The sequence below is a fragment of the Gordonia sp. CPCC 205515 genome (assembly GCF_048537925.1).
Taxonomy (GTDB): Bacteria; Actinomycetota; Actinomycetes; order Mycobacteriales; family Mycobacteriaceae; genus Gordonia.
This window is the reverse complement of record NZ_JBCLVJ010000027.1, coordinates 1-14,894: the sequence shown is the minus strand read 5'-3', so window position 1 is coordinate 14,894 and position 14,894 is coordinate 1. Positions and strand designations below refer to the sequence as shown.

The following is a 14,894-nucleotide window of genomic DNA, read 5'->3' as shown; positions in this document are numbered from 1 at the left end:
TCGCTCGCAAGCTCGCGGGCTTACTCGATCAGCGAAAACAAAAGTGTCGCTACGTGACAAACCCCTCGCTCTTCAGCCATTCGTAGGCGACATCGGACGGATCCTCGCCGTCGATGTCCACCCGCCCGTTGAGTTCCTGCATCACCTCGTCGGTCAGTTTCTCGGAGATCGGCGCCATCAGCGGGGCGATCTCCGGATGCGCGTCGAGTGTTTCCTTGCGCACCACCACAGTTCCGCTGTAGGGCAGGAAGTACTTCTTGTCGTCCTCGAGGACGACAAGATTGAGATTCTTGATACGTCCGTCAGTCGTGTAGACCATGCCGAAGTTGCACGGCTCCCCCTTGGCGGTGGCGGTGTAGACGACACCGGAATCCATCTGCGTCACGTTGTCGGCCGGCACTCCGTTCGGCGTGTTGTAAGGCATGCCGTAGGTCTGCAGCATCGGCAGGAAACCGTCGGGGCGGCTGAAGAACTCGTCATTGATGCAGAAGGTCCGCTCGTTCACCGGCAGCTTGGCGATCTCCGACATCGTCGTGATCTTCAGCCGATCCGAGGTCGGTGTCGACATCGCGAAGGCATAGGTGTCGTTGAAGTTGGCGGGCGGCAGCCAGACCAGATTGTTCTGCTCCAACTCGACGTCGTGGACCTTCTGCCAGAGTTCCTGCGGATTCGCGATGACCTCTTTCTCATGCAGATACGTCACCCATGCCGTTCCCGTGTACTCCCAGGTCAGATCGGCGGTGCCGTTGAGCATGGCCTGGCGCGAGGAAGCAGAACCGGGCGCGTTGGTCATGTCGGTGATGTCCGCGCCTGCCGCAGCCAGATAAGTCGCCGCGATCTTGCCCAGCAACACACTCTCGGTGAAGTTCTTGGATGTCACCGTGATCTCGGCGCCCTCGAGCGGCTTCTTCCCGTCCGGCAACGACGTCGCGCGGAACGTGCCCGATGAACTGACCAGACCGCACCCGGCCAGCGCGACCATGGCCACCGCCAGCCAGATCAGCCATCCACGCCTTCTCATGAGATGCCCTTCGGTGTGGCGAAGAGTTCGAAGAGTCTGCCCAGCCAGTCGATCGTCAGGGCCAGCAGCGCGACGAGAATGGCGCCGGAGACAAGGAGTTTCGGCAGGAACAAGGTGACGCCGGTGGTGATGAGCGTGCCGAGGCTGTTGGCGCCGATGAAGGTGCTCAGGGTCGCGGTGCCGACCAGGATAACCAGGGCGGTGCGCACACCGTTGAGGATCACCGGTACCGCCAGCGGCAATTCCACCTGCACCAGGGTGCGCATGCCGGAGTATCCGATACCGCGGGACGCCTCAACCGTGCGCTGATCCACTTGGCGCAGACCGACAATGGTGTTCTGCAGGATCGGCAGGATGGCATACACGACCAGGCCGACGACGGCGGTCTTGAAGCCGGTACCGAGCCAGAAGGTGAACAGCACCAGCAGGCCGACCGCCGGTGCGGCCTGACCGACGTTGGCGATGTTGACCGCAATCGGGTTGAGCCGCCGCAGCGACGGACGAGTGAGTGCGATACCTGCCGGGATCGCGATCACCACCACGATCACCGTGGACACGACAGTCAGCTGGATGTGGTCGTAGATGGTGAGCCGCAGGCTGCTCCACTGCAGGGCGGCCTGTTCGGTCTCGGTCAGCGTGGTGTGCGTGTACCACACGATGTATCCGACCAAGCCCACGACGATGAGCAACGGTTCCATCCACACATCGATCGGTAGGCTGCGAAACCGTTTCATGACTGCTCGTCGGGTTCGTCGGCCGCGACGATCACGGGCATCTCGTCGGTGTGCGTGCCCTCCGGATGCTCGATGTAGGACTGCTCCTCGTGCTCGGGGCGGACCTCGGCGCGTTGGGCGCGAATGATTTCCATGACCGCGTCGATACCGAGCGAACCGACCACGGCGCCGCGGCCGTCGGTGATCAGGGCGCCGCCCTGGCTGGTGTCGAGCATCGAGTCGAGTGCGTCGTTGAGGGTCGACGACCGCGCGACCACCGGCAGCCGGCGATCGAGGTAATCGGAGATCTGCGGTTTGGCGGCCACCTCGTCGAGCGACGGCCATGCCCGCGGATGGCCTTGGTTGTCCACCACGACCACCCAGTCGTGGCGGGCCTGATGGGCGCGGGCGAGCACATCCTGCGAGTTCTCGCCCACCGTTGCGGTGGTGATCTTCTTCAGGTCGACGTCCCGGACGCGGGTAAGGGTCAGGTGCGCCAATGTCGCTCCGCGCCCGACGAAACGTTCGACGAACTCCGACGCCGGATTCGCCAGGATCTCCTCCGGGGAGGCGTATTGCTCGATGTGGCCGCCCTCGGACAGGATCAATACCTTGTCGCCGAGCTTGGTGGCCTCATCGAAGTCGTGGGTGACCACGACGATCGTCTTGCCGAGTTCGTGCTGAATGTTGATCAGGCTGTCCTGCAGCCGGACTCGAGTGATCGGGTCAACGGCGCCGAACGGTTCGTCCATCAGCAGGATCGGCGGATCGGCGGCCAGCGCCCGAGCCACACCGACACGCTGCTGCTGACCGCCGGACATGTCTTTCGGGAGCCGGTGGGCGAAGGTGGCGGCGTCGAGACCGACGAGATCGAGCAGATATTCGGTGCGTTCGGCGATGCGCTTCTTGTCCCACCCGAGGACTCGGGGGATGGCGCCGATGTTCTTGGATACCGACCAGTGGGGGAAGAGACCGCCGGATTGGATGACGTAGCCGATGCCCTGACGTAGCTTGTCCGGATTCTCGTGTGTGACATCGCGACCGCCGATCAGAATTCTGCCCTCACTGGGCTCGATCAGGCGGTTGATCATCTTCAGCGTCGTCGTCTTACCGCAGCCCGACGGTCCGACGAAGGTCACGATGTGTCCGGCGTCGATGTCCAGATCGAGGCGCTCGACGGCTGGCTTGTCTTGTCCGCGATAGCGTTTGACCACACCATCGAGCTGAATCGGCACGCCGGTGACGGTGCGGTCGGGGGAGGCGGCGTCATTCGACAGTGTGGTCATTGCAGTCCTTTGGAGATGGTGAGTCGGCCGAGGAGGACGAGCAGGCCGTCGAAGATCAAGGCGATGATGACGATGAGAATGGTTCCGGTCAGCGCCATTTCGAGGGCGTTGGCGCCGCCGAGACGGGACAGTCCGCTGAAGATCAGTGATCCCAGACCCGGGCCGAGGACGTAGGCGACGATGGCCGCGATGCCGATGATCATCTGCGTGGACACCCGTATCCCGGTGAGGATGACCGGCCACGCAATCGGCAACTCGACCGAGAGCAGAATCCGCCATCGCGACAAGCCGATTCCCTGCGCGGCCTCGACGACCGACGGCGGGACCGAGCGCAAACCGACGATGGCGTTGCCGATAACCGGCATGGTCGCGAAGAACGCCAGCATGATGAATGACGGAACCACACCGAGACCGAACGGCACGATCAACAACGCCAGGAGCGCCAGCGAAGGGATGGTCAGCGCGACCCGACTGGTGGTCATCGTGAAGGCGGAAAAGAACGGCATCCGGTAGACCACGATGGACACCAGGATCGCAACGATGGTGCCGACAAGCACCGTCTGGAAAGCGAGCGATGCGTGCTGATAGGTCAAGAACGCCAGCGTGGCGGCATGCCCCTGAACGTAATCCCATAGTTGCACGGGAACATTCCCTCCTCACCCCTGCCGACCGCGGCCAGGACGCGACGCGGGCACTTGCGCGTAACACTATCGGCCGTTTTGTCCGAGACTTGAGAAATACTGCCAATTGCCCGATTCGGGTCGCGGTGGTGGCCCTCGGAAATCTCCCTGAACTGCAACGATTCCGAAACATAACGATTCGGCGAACCGTTTGACAGCTGTGAGCTCGCTCTATAACAGCTTGGTATCGAAGCATTTCTCGAGCACGCGGGTGCGAATCCGCCACCCGTCGGTGGTCGCGGACCAGGTGTCGGCGTACCAGAGACCGAGGAGGAAGGTCGAATCATCCGGTGTCTGCATCGGATTCAGGCAGAGTGTCCGCGTGACGGCGTGGTCGCCGTCGATCGTGATGTCGTGGTTGCCGAGCAGGTGGCAGTAGGCCGAGAAGCCCGGAAGCACTTGCCCAAGCCACTCTTTCACCTCGGTGACGGTGCCCGCGATCCCGCCCATCACGCGGTAGTCGATCACCGCGTCGTCGGTGAAGACCGCATCGAGGTCGTCGAACCGACCCGAGTCGACGGCAGTGGAGTAATCGGTCAGAACCTGCTGGATCTCCAGACGTGCCGAGATCTCCTCGATGGTGAGCATTTGTCTTGCCTACCAGACTCATGATTACCCGGGCGGGCGCATCGTCGATACCCTTGTCACCATGGCAGTGACTCGTCCGACCGACGGCGGTGACGAGGTGACGCGCGCACCTCGGGCCAGGATGACCGGCCCGCAGCGCCGAGCGCAGCTGATCGAGGTTGCCCGAGGGTTGTTCGCGGAACGAGGATTCGAAGGAACCTCCATCGAGGAGATCGCACAGCGCGCCGGGGTGTCCAAGCCGATCGTCTACGAACATTTCGGTGGCAAGGAAGGGCTCTACGCGGTGGTGGTCGACCGCGAGATGGAAACCCTGCTCGAAATGGTCTCGTCGTCGTTGACGAAAAACCGCTCGCTCTACCGCATCCAGCAGGTGGCGCTCGCGCTGCTCACCTACATGGAGGAACGCACCGACGGATTCCGCATCCTGGTCCGCGGCGATCGCAGTCACACCGGTGAGACGGCCACGTACTCAAGCCTTCTCACTGACGCCATCAGCCAGGTCGAGCACATCCTGGCGAGCGACTTCGAGCGCCGCGGTTTCGACCCGGCTCTGGCGCCTTTGTACGCGCAGGCGCTGGTGGGCATGGTGTCGGTGACCGCTCAGTGGTGGCTCGACGTCCGCGAACCGTCGAAAGAGGTTGTCGCGGCGCATCTGGTGAATCTGTGCTGGAACGGGCTCACCCGACTGGACCCGAACCCGGAGCTCGTCGGCCCCGACTATGTCGAGGCCAAGGATCGCAATACCCAGTAGGGATCGTCTGGGTCAGGATGTCGGCCTCCGGATACATGACCGTCAACGGCACGTATGCGCCGTGGTCGGATAATTTCGGGCTTTTCGGACGTTGCCCGTGGTTGTCGGCGAAGTGCGGCATCATCGAGCACATGGTCACCATCCGGTCGGGGACTGCGGCGGACTGTGCCGCGATAGCCGACATCTACCGACATTACGTCGAACACACCGTCGCCACCTTTGATTACGTGGCACCGACGGTCGAGACGTGGACGACCAAATTGGCGTCGATCCGCAGTGCGGCGCGACCCTTCCTGGTGGCCGTTGATGACGACCTCGAGCGCACCGTGCTCGGATTCGCCTACCTCGGAGCCTTCCGCGAGAAGCAGGCCTACGCGTGGACCACCGAGGACACCATCTACCTACGTCCTGACGCCGGTGGCCGCGGCATCGGGTCGGCTCTGCTCGGGGCGCTGCTGGCGGCCGCCGAGCCGCACAACGTGCGACAGATCATCGCGGTCATCGCTGCCACGGGCGGTGAGGCGTCGGTCGCGCTGCATGCCAAGCACGGGTTCGTCGAGGTGGGTCGCACGCCTGCGGTCGGGTTCAAATTCGGGCAGTGGGTCGACTGCATCTACATGCAGCGCGCGCTGCCCTGATCGGTCGTCGGCGGGGATGTCCGGGGCACCACTTAGAATCAGTCCGGTGTCCACCCACTCCGCTCTGCACGGACTCGCCACGGTTGCCTGCGCCGACAAGGCCATCGCCGATCTCCTCGGACGCCGAGGTGCCGAACGCCTCGATGTCACCGCCCCCGACGCCGCGCGTCCGTTCGTCGTCGCGTGTCTCGCGCAATCCGCCGACGCGCCGCTGCTCGTGGTGTCGGCCAACGGCCGTGAGGCCGACGACCTGACCGCCGAACTGGCCGAACTCCTCGACAACCCCGCGGCAGTCGCCCAGTTCCCGTCCTGGGAGACGTTGCCCCACGAGCGGCTCTCGCCCAGCGCCGACACTGTCGGTCAACGGCTCGCCGTCCTGCACCGCCTCGCCCATCCCGACGCCGCCGCCCCGCTGCGGGTGGTCGTCACCACCGTCCGGTCGCTGGTCCAGCCGATGGCACCCGGACTCGGGTCGGTGCGCACCATCACGCTGCGCGAGGGCATCGAACTCGACTTCGACGCGCTGCTCGCCGACCTCGTCGAGATGGCGTATGAACGCGTCGACATGGTCGGTCGGCGCGGCGAGTTCGCGGTGCGCGGCGGCATTCTCGACGTCTTCCCGACCACCGCCGACTATCCGGTGCGGGTGGAGTTCTGGGGCGATGAGGTCAGCGAGATGCGGGCCTTCTCGGTGGCCGATCAGCGCAGCCAGCCCGAGGTGGACGCGAGCGTGGTCCGCATCCACCCCGGCCGCGAACTCATCCTCACCGAACGCGTCCGGCTGCGGGCCGGCGATCTCGCCGCCGAGCATGCCGGCGACCCGACCCTGAGTGACATGCTCACCAAGCTGTCCGAGGGCATCCCCGTCGAGGGCATGGAGGCGTTGATCCCGCTACTCGTCGATGCCCCGATGCAGATGCTGACCGAGGTGGTGCCGGCGGGCACCGGAGTGCTGCTGCTCGATCCGGAGAAGGTCCGCACCCGCGCCGCCGACCTCGCGCAGACCGGCGCGGAGTTCCTCGAGGCGTCGTGGACCGCGGCGGCGATGGGCGGCGACGCGCCCATCGACGCCCGCGGCGGCAGCATCGGGATCGATCTGCAGGCCAGCGCCTATCGGTCCCTCGACGACGTGGAGAAGACCACCCTGGGTGCCGGACGATCCTGGTGGACGCTGAGTCCGCTGGCGACCGGCAGCGACGACGAGGTCGCCCTCGACCTGACGCCCGGACCTGCGCCGCACGGCAACGAGGACGAGATCGCCGCCACCTTCACGACCTTGCGTGCCCACGTGAGCACCGGCGGGTCGGCGGCCATCGTGGTGGCGGGCAAGGGAACCGCACAACGCGTCGTGGAACGGCTGGGCGAGGCCGAAGTGCCCGCTCGTATCGCCGAGCCCGGTGCGCGACCCGAATCCGGCCAGGTGTCGGTCTACCACGGCACCCTGCGTAACGGCCTGATCTGCCCGGACGCCGGGCTGGTCATCGTCACCGAGACCGACCTGACCGGCAACCGGGTTGCCGGCGTCCGCGACGGGCGTCGGCTACCGGCCAAGCGGCGCAATCAGGTTGACCCGCTCGCGCTGGCCGCCGGTGATCTCGTGGTGCACGATCAGCACGGCATCGGCAAGTTCGTCGAGATGATCGAGCGCACCGTGTCCGGCGCGCGGCGCGAATACCTGGTCCTGGAATACGCGTCCAGCAAGAAAGGCCAGCCCGCCGATCGGCTCTACGTCCCGATGGACGCCCTCGACCAGCTCTCCCGCTACGTCGGCGGTGAACAGCCGTCGCTGTCCAAACTCGGGGGGTCCGACTGGCAGAACACGAAACGCAAGGCGCGGAAGGCGGTTCGCGAGATCGCCGGCGAGCTCGTGCAGCTCTACGCGGCACGGCACGCGGCACCCGGCTACGCCTTCAGTCCGGACACCCCGTGGCAGCGGGAGATGGAGGACGCGTTCGACTTCACCGAGACGATGGACCAACTCACCGTCATCGCCGAGGTCAAGAGCGACATGGAAAAAGCGGTGCCGATGGACCGGGTCATCGTCGGTGACGTCGGATACGGCAAGACCGAGATCGCCGTCCGGGCGGCGTTCAAGGCCGTGCAGGACGGCAAGCAGGTCGCCGTCCTGGTGCCGACAACGATTCTGGCGCAACAACATCAGCAGACCTTCGCCGAACGCATGAGTGGCTTCCCGGTGCGGGTGCGGGGCCTGTCGCGGTTCACCGACGCCAAGGAATCCAAGGAGATCATCGAGGCGATGGCCAAAGGTGACGTCGACGTCGTCATCGGCACTCACCGACTCCTGCAGACCGGGATCATCTGGAAGGATCTGGGCCTGGTGATCGTTGACGAGGAACAGCGATTCGGCGTCGAGCACAAGGAGCACATCAAGTCGCTGCGCACCCACGTCGACGTGCTGACCATGTCGGCCACCCCGATCCCGCGCACCCTGGAGATGTCGATGGCCGGCATCCGCGAGATGTCGACCATCCTCACCCCGCCCGAGGAGCGTCACCCCGTCCTCACCTATGTCGGTGGGTATTCGGCCAAACAGGTGGCCGCGGCGATCCGTCGGGAACTGTTGCGCGACGGCCAGGTGTTCTACGTCCACAACCGCGTCTCCACCATCGACAAGACGGCCAAGGAGATCGCCGACATGGTGCCCGAGGCGAGAGTCGTGGTGGCCCACGGTCAGATGAACGAGGATCAACTCGAGCGCACTGTCTCCGGGTTCTGGAACCGGGAATACGACGTGCTGGTGTGCACCACCATCATCGAGACCGGCCTCGACATCTCCAACGCCAACACCCTCATCGTCGACCGGGCGGAGAACCTCGGGCTCTCCCAGCTGCATCAGCTGCGTGGCCGCGTCGGTCGGAGCCGGGAACGCGGCTACGCCTACCTGCTCTACAGCCCGGAGCGGCCGCTCACCGAAACCGCCTACGACCGGCTCGCGACCATCGCGCAGAACAACGAGCTCGGTGCCGGAATGGCCGTGGCGCTCAAGGACCTCGAACTGCGTGGCGCCGGTAATGTGTTGGGCGCCGAGCAATCCGGGCACGTGGCCGGTGTCGGATTCGATCTCTACGTACGGCTGGTAGGGGAGGCTGTCGAGGCCTATCGTGCTGCGGCAGACGGTCAACCGATCGAGTCGACGGAACCCGCCGAGGTGCGCATCGATCTTCCGGTGGACGCGCACATCCCCGTCGAGTACGTCGACTCCGATCGGCTGCGGTTGGAGGCCTACCGCAAGCTGGCCTCGGCCACCGACGACGCCGCCGTCGACGGAGTACTCGCCGAACTCACCGACCGCTACGGCGAACCGCCCGAGGAGACCCGCCGCCTTGCCGGTATCGCACGACTGCGGTTGCGGTGCCGTGAACGGGACGTCACCGAAATCGGGCTCGCCGGAACGGGAGTCAAGGTCTCGCCGTTCACTCTGCTGGACAGCGAGCAGGTCCGGCTCAAGCGCCTCTATTCCGGCGCGACCTACCGGGCGACGACGTCGGTGGTGACACTGCCCATTCCGCGCACCGGCGGCATGGGATCGGCACGACTGCGCGACGACGAACTCGTCGACTACCTGACCACCTTCCTGCGTACCATCAGACCGTTGGCGGGGGACTCATGACCGAAAGGCGCGGTACACGATGACCGTCGTGCTCTTGGATCCACTACGGCCGGATACGATCCCGATCCGCGCCTGGCGTCACCTGACCGGCACGGTCCTCGTCACCGAAGACGTGCCCGCGACGCTGCTCTGGGAACTCGACCATGTGGAACCCGCGCTCGACGACTCGGATCCGCAACTGACCCTGCTCAGTGCCGATCCGCGCCACCGCTTGGTGACCGCGCGCATCACGCGGGGCGATGAGGTCATTGCCGCGCAACCGGTTTCGGGTGACGATCTGCTCGAAGCGGTGGCCCTCATGGACACCCTGCGTCGCAACGGACCGTGGGAGAGCACCCAGACCCACGCCTCGCTCCGGCGTTATCTGCTCGAGGAGGTCTACGAACTCCTCGACGCCATCGACTCCGGTGACAGTGACGACCTGCGCGAAGAACTCGGTGATCTGCTGCTGCAGGTGCTCTTTCACGCACGCATCGCCGCCGACGACCCTGATCGTCCGTTCGACATCGACGCCGTTGCCCGCAGCTTCACGGCCAAGGTGTCACATCGGACTCCCGGGGTGCTCTCGGGTGCGCACTCCGACCTGGAGACCCAGATTCGGGAGTGGGAGGAACGCAAGGCGCTGGAGAAGAGTCGCGGTTCGGTGCTCGACGGCATCGCGACCACGGCGCCCGCGCTCGCGTTGACCCAGAAGGTCCTCGAGCGTCTCGAGGCTGCCGATTTCCCCATGGAGATCATCGACCCGATCATCACCACCGTGCTCGTGGCGCCCGGCGGCGACAGCGTCGAGGAGGTGACCCGGCAGCGGACGCGGGGACTCATGGACCAGGTGCGCGACGCCGAGGCGCGGGCCGTCGAGTCAGGGGATGAGCTGACCACCCGCGACACGTGGCTCGCCTATCTGACTGAGCTCGGCTGAATCCGTACGAATTAGGGATGCCTCACCTATAGTCGGAGTTGTCCGAGTCTTCGACGACGGGTGGTGTGCTTGAGCGTTGACACGGTGGACCAACCGGCTCGCTCGGCGCCGCCCTCCTCGCCCGGGGCGCGACTCGGGTCGCTGCCGCGGGCGGCCATCCTGCTCATCCTCGTGGCGCTGCTCGCCGGCCTCACCTTGCTGGGTTTCTTCATCGGTTCCGGCAACTACTCGATCGCCGACGCCTGGCACGCGCTGTTCAACCAGGGCGATCCGACGACCCTCGAGGTGATCCGCAACAACCGGGTCCCGCGCACCCTGCTCGCCGTCCTCGTCGGCGTCGCACTCGGCGCGGCCGGTGCGATCATGCAGGGACTCACGCGCAACCCGCTCGCCGATCCCGGCATCCTCGGCGTGAACTCGGGTGCCTACTTCGCGATGGTCGTCGCCGCGGTCGCCTTCGGGGTCAGCAGCATCAACGGCTACATGGCCGCCGCCATGGTCGGCGCGTTGCTCGCCGCGAGTCTCGTCTACTTCGTCGGCTCCCGCGGCGTCAGCGGCACCAGCCCGGAGAAGTTGGTCCTCACCGGTGTCGCTGCGGGATCGATCTTCAGCGGCATCGGGTTCGGCCTCACCATGATCGACCCGAAATCGTTCGACTCCATCCGGTCGTGGCAGGTCGGCACCCTCGACGGACGAGGATGGACGGAGGTGTCGGCGGTGTGGATTCCGATCCTTGCGGCGGCGCTGCTGTCGATGATCCTCATCCCGTACCTCAACGGACTGGCTCTCGGCGATGACCGCGCCCAGGCTCTTGGCATCCCCGTCCGCAGGGTCCGGCTATGCGGCTTCATCGTTCTGACGGTGTTGTGCGGCGCCGCGACCGCCGCGCTCGGCCCCATCACCTTTGTGGGCCTGATGGTCCCCCACGTGGTGCGCATCCTGTTCGGCCCGGACAATCGCTGGTTGCTGCCGGTGTGCGTCATCGTCGGTCCGATCGTGATGGTCGGCTCCGACCTGGTGGCCCGCGTGGCGACCGCCGCCGAACTGCCCGTCGGCATGGTCACCGCGTTCATCGGCGCGCCGGTACTGATCGCGTTGGTCCGGAAGAAGGGCGGCACCGGCGAATGACAATCCAGGAACGCACCCCGAGCGGTCCCGCCGCCGATGTGCCCTCGGCCCGCTGGCCACGCCGCACCCGTTTCGTCCGCGTCGGACCGCTGAGCCTCAAGCTCGACCTGGCGTCGGCCGCGATCGCGGTGGTGCTGGTCCTGCTGGCGATGATCGTCGGGGTGTGGTCCCTCGGGGTGAGCACCACCGACACCCCGCGACTCGGCTTCGGTGAAACACTCAAGGTCCTTGCCGGACAGATCTCCGGGGGGCCGGCGAACCTCGTGGCCGCGGCACTGCCCGCCGTCCTGGTCGCGCTGGTCGGCGGCGCCGCGTTGGCGCTCTCCGGTGCGATCTTCCAGACGATCACCCGAAACCCGTTGGGCAGCCCCGATATCATCGGCTTCACCACCGGCGCCTACACCGGGGCGCTGATCGCGATGCTGGTACTGCACTTCGACTACACCGGCGCCACCCTCTGTGCCCTCATCGGCTCATTGCTGACCGCGATCACCGTCTACTATCTCGGGATGCGCGGCGGCACCAGCGGATACCGGTTCGTCGTCGTCGGTATCGGCATCAACGCGATGCTGGTCGCGTTCAACGGGTATCTGATCGCGTCGGCGGACGTGCAGAACGCGGCGTCCGCGGCCGCCTGGGGGATGGGCGACCTCCACGACATCCGCATGTCGGACACCATCCCGGTCGTCGTCGGCCTGATCATCCTGGTGCCGTTCCTGATCGTCGTCGCGCCGCGGATGCGCATGTTCGAACTCGGCACCGACTCGGCGCAGAGCAAGGGCGTCGACGTCGCGCGCACCCAAATGGTGCTGCTGTTGCTCGGGGTCGGCTTCGCCGCGGTGATCACCGCCATCGCCGGCCCCATCGCGTTCGTCGCGCTCGTCGCGCCGCAGCTGGCCGCCCGGATCTCACCGAGTCCCGGTATCCCACTGGTCACCTCGGCCGCGGTGGGCGCGGTGTTGCTCGTCAGCTGCGACGCCATCGCCCGTACCATCCTGGCGCCGACGGTGCAGCTGCCGGTCGGTGTGGTCACCACTTCGATCGGCGGCATCTATCTGTTGGGACTGCTCATCGCCCAGTCACGAAAGGCCCGGCCATGACCGACGATACGACCACCACCGGCCGGCTCACCGGGCAGAATCTGGTAGTCGGGTACGACGAGCACACCATCCTCGACGGCCTCGACGTGGTGGTCCCCGACGGGTCGTTCACCGTCATCGTCGGACCCAACGCATGCGGCAAATCCACTCTCCTGCGGTCCCTCTCGCGCCTGCTGGCACCCCGTGGCGGTCAGGTACTGCTCGACGGCAAGGACGTGAAAGGGTTCGGCGGCAAGGAGTTCGCGCGTGAAGTCGGGTTGCTGCCGCAGCAGTCGATTGCGCCCGACGCCATCACCATCATCGACCTCGTCTCCCGCGGCCGGTTTCCGTATCAGACGATGTTCCGACAGTGGACCGACGCCGACCAGGCGGCCGTCGACTTCGCGTTACGGGTCACGCGGCTCACCGATCTGTCGCAACGGCGCGTGCAGGCCCTGTCCGGCGGTCAGCGCCAACGGGTCTGGATCGCGATGGCGCTGGCCCAGGAAACCCCGATCCTGCTCCTCGACGAGCCCACCACCTATCTCGACCTCGCGCACCAACTCGAGGTGCTCGAGTTGTGCACCACACTGAATCGCAGTGGCACAACACTTGTCGCAGTGCTCCACGACCTCAACCAGGCCGCACGCTACGCCACCCACATCATCGCGATGCGCGGCGGCGACGTCATCGCGCAGGGCGCACCGTCGGACGTGCTCACCGCAGACATGGTCGAACGCACCTTCGGAGTGCGGTCCCGCATCATCGACGACCCGGAATCGCACACCCCGCTGGTGATCCCGCTCGGCGAGGGCGCGGTGTCCTTCGACGAGGTACCCGGCGACACCGCAACCCTGCGAGCCTCGAAATCATGACCTCGACCCCGATGGAGGAGATCCGATGACCACAGCGCTGCGGCGGGTCCTAACCCTGTGCGGACTCATGTTGCTCGTCCTGTCCGTGGGAACGGCATGCGTGCAATCGGATTCGACGGAGAGCCAGGTCTATTCGAATCCCTCGGAGACACCCGACCTCGGGTTGCCGGACAACCCGCGCGTCGTCGCCCTCGGCTGGTCCGACGGCGAGATCGCCCTGAGTCTCGGGGTCAAACCGGTGGCGATCTACGACTGGATGTCCTTCGGTGCCGCCAACAAGGGTGTCGGGCCCTGGGCCACGGCCGAATTCGGCTCCGACACACCCGAGCTCATCGACGCCGCCAGTGCCGGTGACTTCAACTATCAGCAGATCAAGGAGTTCGATCCCGACCTGATCCTCAACGTGCGGGCCAAGGCCGATTCCAAGGTCACCGACAGCCTGAAGGCGATCGCGCCGGTCGTCACCGCCCCGGAGGGCACCCCCGACTACGCGATCAACTGGAAGGTCCAGACCCAGCTGATCGCGAACGCTCTCGGCAAGTCCGCGGAAGGCGAGAAGCAGATCACCGAAACCACCGACCTGCAAAGCAAACTGCGCGACGAGAACCCGGACTTCACCGGCAAGACCTTCGTGTGGGGCGCCAAGTTCGGCACCGCCTACGGCGCCTACCTGCCCGGCGACGCCCGCTTCGATACCTTCGCCGAACTCGGCTTCGTCGAGTTCCCGCCGGTGAAAGACCTGCAGGCCCAAGGGTTCTTCGCCACCGTCCCGGTAGAGAAGGTCACCGCCCTCGACGCCCAGGTCGCGGTGTTCTCCACCATCGGCATGCCGCTGTCGGCGCTGCAGAGCGACAACCTCATCAACTCGCTGCCCGTAACCCGCGACGGCCGTGCCATCGAGATGGGCGAGACCGACCCCGTCGCACAGGCGATGTCGGCCGGCACACCCGAATCCCTACGCTACGCACTGGAAAAACTCACCCCCCAACTCGCCGCCGCCACCGCCAAGGTGCAGTAGCAGACCACCCCGCTCCCTGAGGCGCCGCCACCCCGCCCGCTCCCTGAGGCGCCGCCACCCCGCCCGCTCCCTGAGGCGCCGCCACCCACTCGCTCCCTGAGGCGCCGCCACCCACTCGCTCCCTGAGGCGCCGCCACCCACTCGCTCCCTGAGGCGCCGCCACCCACTCGCTCCCTGAGGCGCCGCCACCCACTCGCTCCCTGAGGCGCCGCCACCCACTCGCTCCCTGAGGCGCGAGCCGCCAGGCGAGCCACGAAGGGCGTCGCGAGGGGCGGGTTGTGTCGGCTGCCTGAGGTACCGCCTATCCGCTCCCTGAGGCGCCGCCACCCACCCGCTCCCTGAGGCGCGAGCCACGAAGGGCGTCGTGAGGGGCTTCGTGACGTGTCGGGCTCGCAGGCTCGCTCGTCGCTCCTCAGCCGACGGGGTTGTGTCGGCTGCCTGAGGTGTCGCCTATCCGCTCCCTGAGGTGCGAGCCGCTAGTACTACAGCCGTAGATCGCGGTTCGTGAGAATCTTGCGGCGTGTTTGCGCAGGTTAGGGCGGTTGTCGGGGCATGATTCGGAATTTG

At 66.1% G+C, this 14,894-nt stretch carries 13 protein-coding genes; 8 read left to right on the top strand and 5 right to left on the bottom strand.

Features of this window, described 5'->3' with window-relative positions; translation table 11 throughout:
• Window positions 1–49 precede the first annotated feature (49 nt).
• The 5 genes from AAFP30_RS28090 to AAFP30_RS28070 all read right to left on the bottom strand — a co-directional run bounded on the left by AAFP30_RS28090 (window position 50) and on the right by AAFP30_RS28070 (window position 4,288).
• Window positions 50–1,021, bottom strand: coding sequence for a glycine betaine ABC transporter substrate-binding protein (locus tag AAFP30_RS28090; protein WP_419233352.1), 972 nt, complete (start codon window positions 1,019–1,021; stop codon window positions 50–52).
• A complete protein-coding gene (locus AAFP30_RS28085) occupies window positions 1,018–1,755 on the bottom strand; it encodes an ABC transporter permease (RefSeq protein ID WP_419233351.1) in 738 nt (245 codons plus the stop codon). Before AAFP30_RS28085 ends, AAFP30_RS28090 begins: the two co-directional genes overlap by 4 nt.
• A complete protein-coding gene (locus AAFP30_RS28080) occupies window positions 1,752–3,020 on the bottom strand; it encodes an ABC transporter ATP-binding protein (protein ID WP_419233350.1) in 1,269 nt (422 codons plus the stop codon). The genes AAFP30_RS28085 and AAFP30_RS28080 overlap by 4 nt, the downstream gene beginning before the upstream one ends.
• Window positions 3,017–3,661 (bottom strand): ABC transporter permease, encoded by a 645-nt coding sequence (locus tag AAFP30_RS28075; RefSeq protein ID WP_419233349.1) that lies wholly within the window; start codon window positions 3,659–3,661, stop codon window positions 3,017–3,019. The genes AAFP30_RS28080 and AAFP30_RS28075 overlap by 4 nt, the downstream gene beginning before the upstream one ends.
• A gap of 210 nt (window positions 3,662–3,871) precedes the next feature.
• Window positions 3,872–4,288, bottom strand: a complete 417-nt coding sequence (locus tag AAFP30_RS28070; protein ID WP_419233348.1) for a nuclear transport factor 2 family protein — start codon at window positions 4,286–4,288, stop codon at window positions 3,872–3,874.
• Window positions 4,289–4,349: 61 nt separating this feature from the next.
• Between AAFP30_RS28070 and AAFP30_RS28065 the strand changes: the two genes are divergently transcribed.
• From AAFP30_RS28065 to AAFP30_RS28030, 8 genes are all read left to right on the top strand, one after another.
• On the top strand, window positions 4,350–5,039 hold the full coding sequence (locus AAFP30_RS28065; protein WP_419233347.1) for a TetR family transcriptional regulator: 690 nt from the start codon (window positions 4,350–4,352) through the stop codon (window positions 5,037–5,039).
• A 131-nt stretch (window positions 5,040–5,170) separates the two neighbouring features.
• Entirely contained in the window at window positions 5,171–5,677 is a 507-nt protein-coding gene (locus AAFP30_RS28060; RefSeq protein WP_419233386.1) for an N-acetyltransferase family protein, read from the top strand.
• 46 nt (window positions 5,678–5,723) lie between these two features.
• Window positions 5,724–9,308 carry a transcription-repair coupling factor gene (gene mfd, locus AAFP30_RS28055; protein ID WP_419233346.1) on the top strand — a complete coding sequence of 1,195 codons (3,585 nt, stop codon included), beginning with the start codon at window positions 5,724–5,726 and terminating at the stop codon, window positions 9,306–9,308.
• Window positions 9,309–9,327: 19 nt separating this feature from the next.
• A complete protein-coding gene (locus AAFP30_RS28050) occupies window positions 9,328–10,227 on the top strand; it encodes a MazG family protein (protein ID WP_419233345.1) in 900 nt (299 codons plus the stop codon).
• A gap of 84 nt (window positions 10,228–10,311) precedes the next feature.
• Window positions 10,312–11,355, top strand: a complete 1,044-nt coding sequence (locus AAFP30_RS28045) for a FecCD family ABC transporter permease (RefSeq protein ID WP_419233344.1) — start codon at window positions 10,312–10,314, stop codon at window positions 11,353–11,355.
• Window positions 11,352–12,455, top strand: coding sequence for a FecCD family ABC transporter permease (locus tag AAFP30_RS28040; protein WP_419233343.1), 1,104 nt, complete (start codon window positions 11,352–11,354; stop codon window positions 12,453–12,455). Before AAFP30_RS28045 ends, AAFP30_RS28040 begins: the two co-directional genes overlap by 4 nt.
• Window positions 12,452–13,309, top strand: coding sequence for an ABC transporter ATP-binding protein (locus tag AAFP30_RS28035; RefSeq protein WP_419233342.1), 858 nt, complete (start codon window positions 12,452–12,454; stop codon window positions 13,307–13,309). Before AAFP30_RS28040 ends, AAFP30_RS28035 begins: the two co-directional genes overlap by 4 nt.
• A gap of 25 nt (window positions 13,310–13,334) precedes the next feature.
• Window positions 13,335–14,327, top strand: a complete 993-nt coding sequence (locus tag AAFP30_RS28030) for an ABC transporter substrate-binding protein (RefSeq protein WP_419233341.1) — start codon at window positions 13,335–13,337, stop codon at window positions 14,325–14,327.
• Window positions 14,328–14,894 lie beyond the last annotated feature (567 nt).

Excerpts from the sequence above, each read along its gene's own strand:
- AAFP30_RS28080 (WP_419233350.1), bottom strand. The coding sequence starts at position 3,020 with ATGACCACACTGTCGAATGACGCCGCCTCCCCCGACCGCACCGTCACC.
- AAFP30_RS28035 (WP_419233342.1), top strand. The coding sequence starts at position 12,452 with ATGACCGACGATACGACCACCACCGGCCGGCTCACCGGGCAGAATCTG.
- AAFP30_RS28050 (WP_419233345.1), top strand. The coding sequence starts at position 9,328 with ATGACCGTCGTGCTCTTGGATCCACTACGGCCGGATACGATCCCGATC.
- AAFP30_RS28040 (WP_419233343.1), top strand. The coding sequence starts at position 11,352 with ATGACAATCCAGGAACGCACCCCGAGCGGTCCCGCCGCCGATGTGCCC.
- AAFP30_RS28070 (WP_419233348.1), bottom strand. The coding sequence starts at position 4,288 with ATGCTCACCATCGAGGAGATCTCGGCACGTCTGGAGATCCAGCAGGTT.
- AAFP30_RS28030 (WP_419233341.1), top strand. The coding sequence starts at position 13,335 with ATGACCACAGCGCTGCGGCGGGTCCTAACCCTGTGCGGACTCATGTTG.
- AAFP30_RS28090 (WP_419233352.1), bottom strand. The coding sequence starts at position 1,021 with ATGAGAAGGCGTGGATGGCTGATCTGGCTGGCGGTGGCCATGGTCGCG.
- AAFP30_RS28065 (WP_419233347.1), top strand. The coding sequence starts at position 4,350 with ATGGCAGTGACTCGTCCGACCGACGGCGGTGACGAGGTGACGCGCGCA.
- AAFP30_RS28060 (WP_419233386.1), top strand. The coding sequence starts at position 5,171 with ATGGTCACCATCCGGTCGGGGACTGCGGCGGACTGTGCCGCGATAGCC.
- AAFP30_RS28085 (WP_419233351.1), bottom strand. The coding sequence starts at position 1,755 with ATGAAACGGTTTCGCAGCCTACCGATCGATGTGTGGATGGAACCGTTG.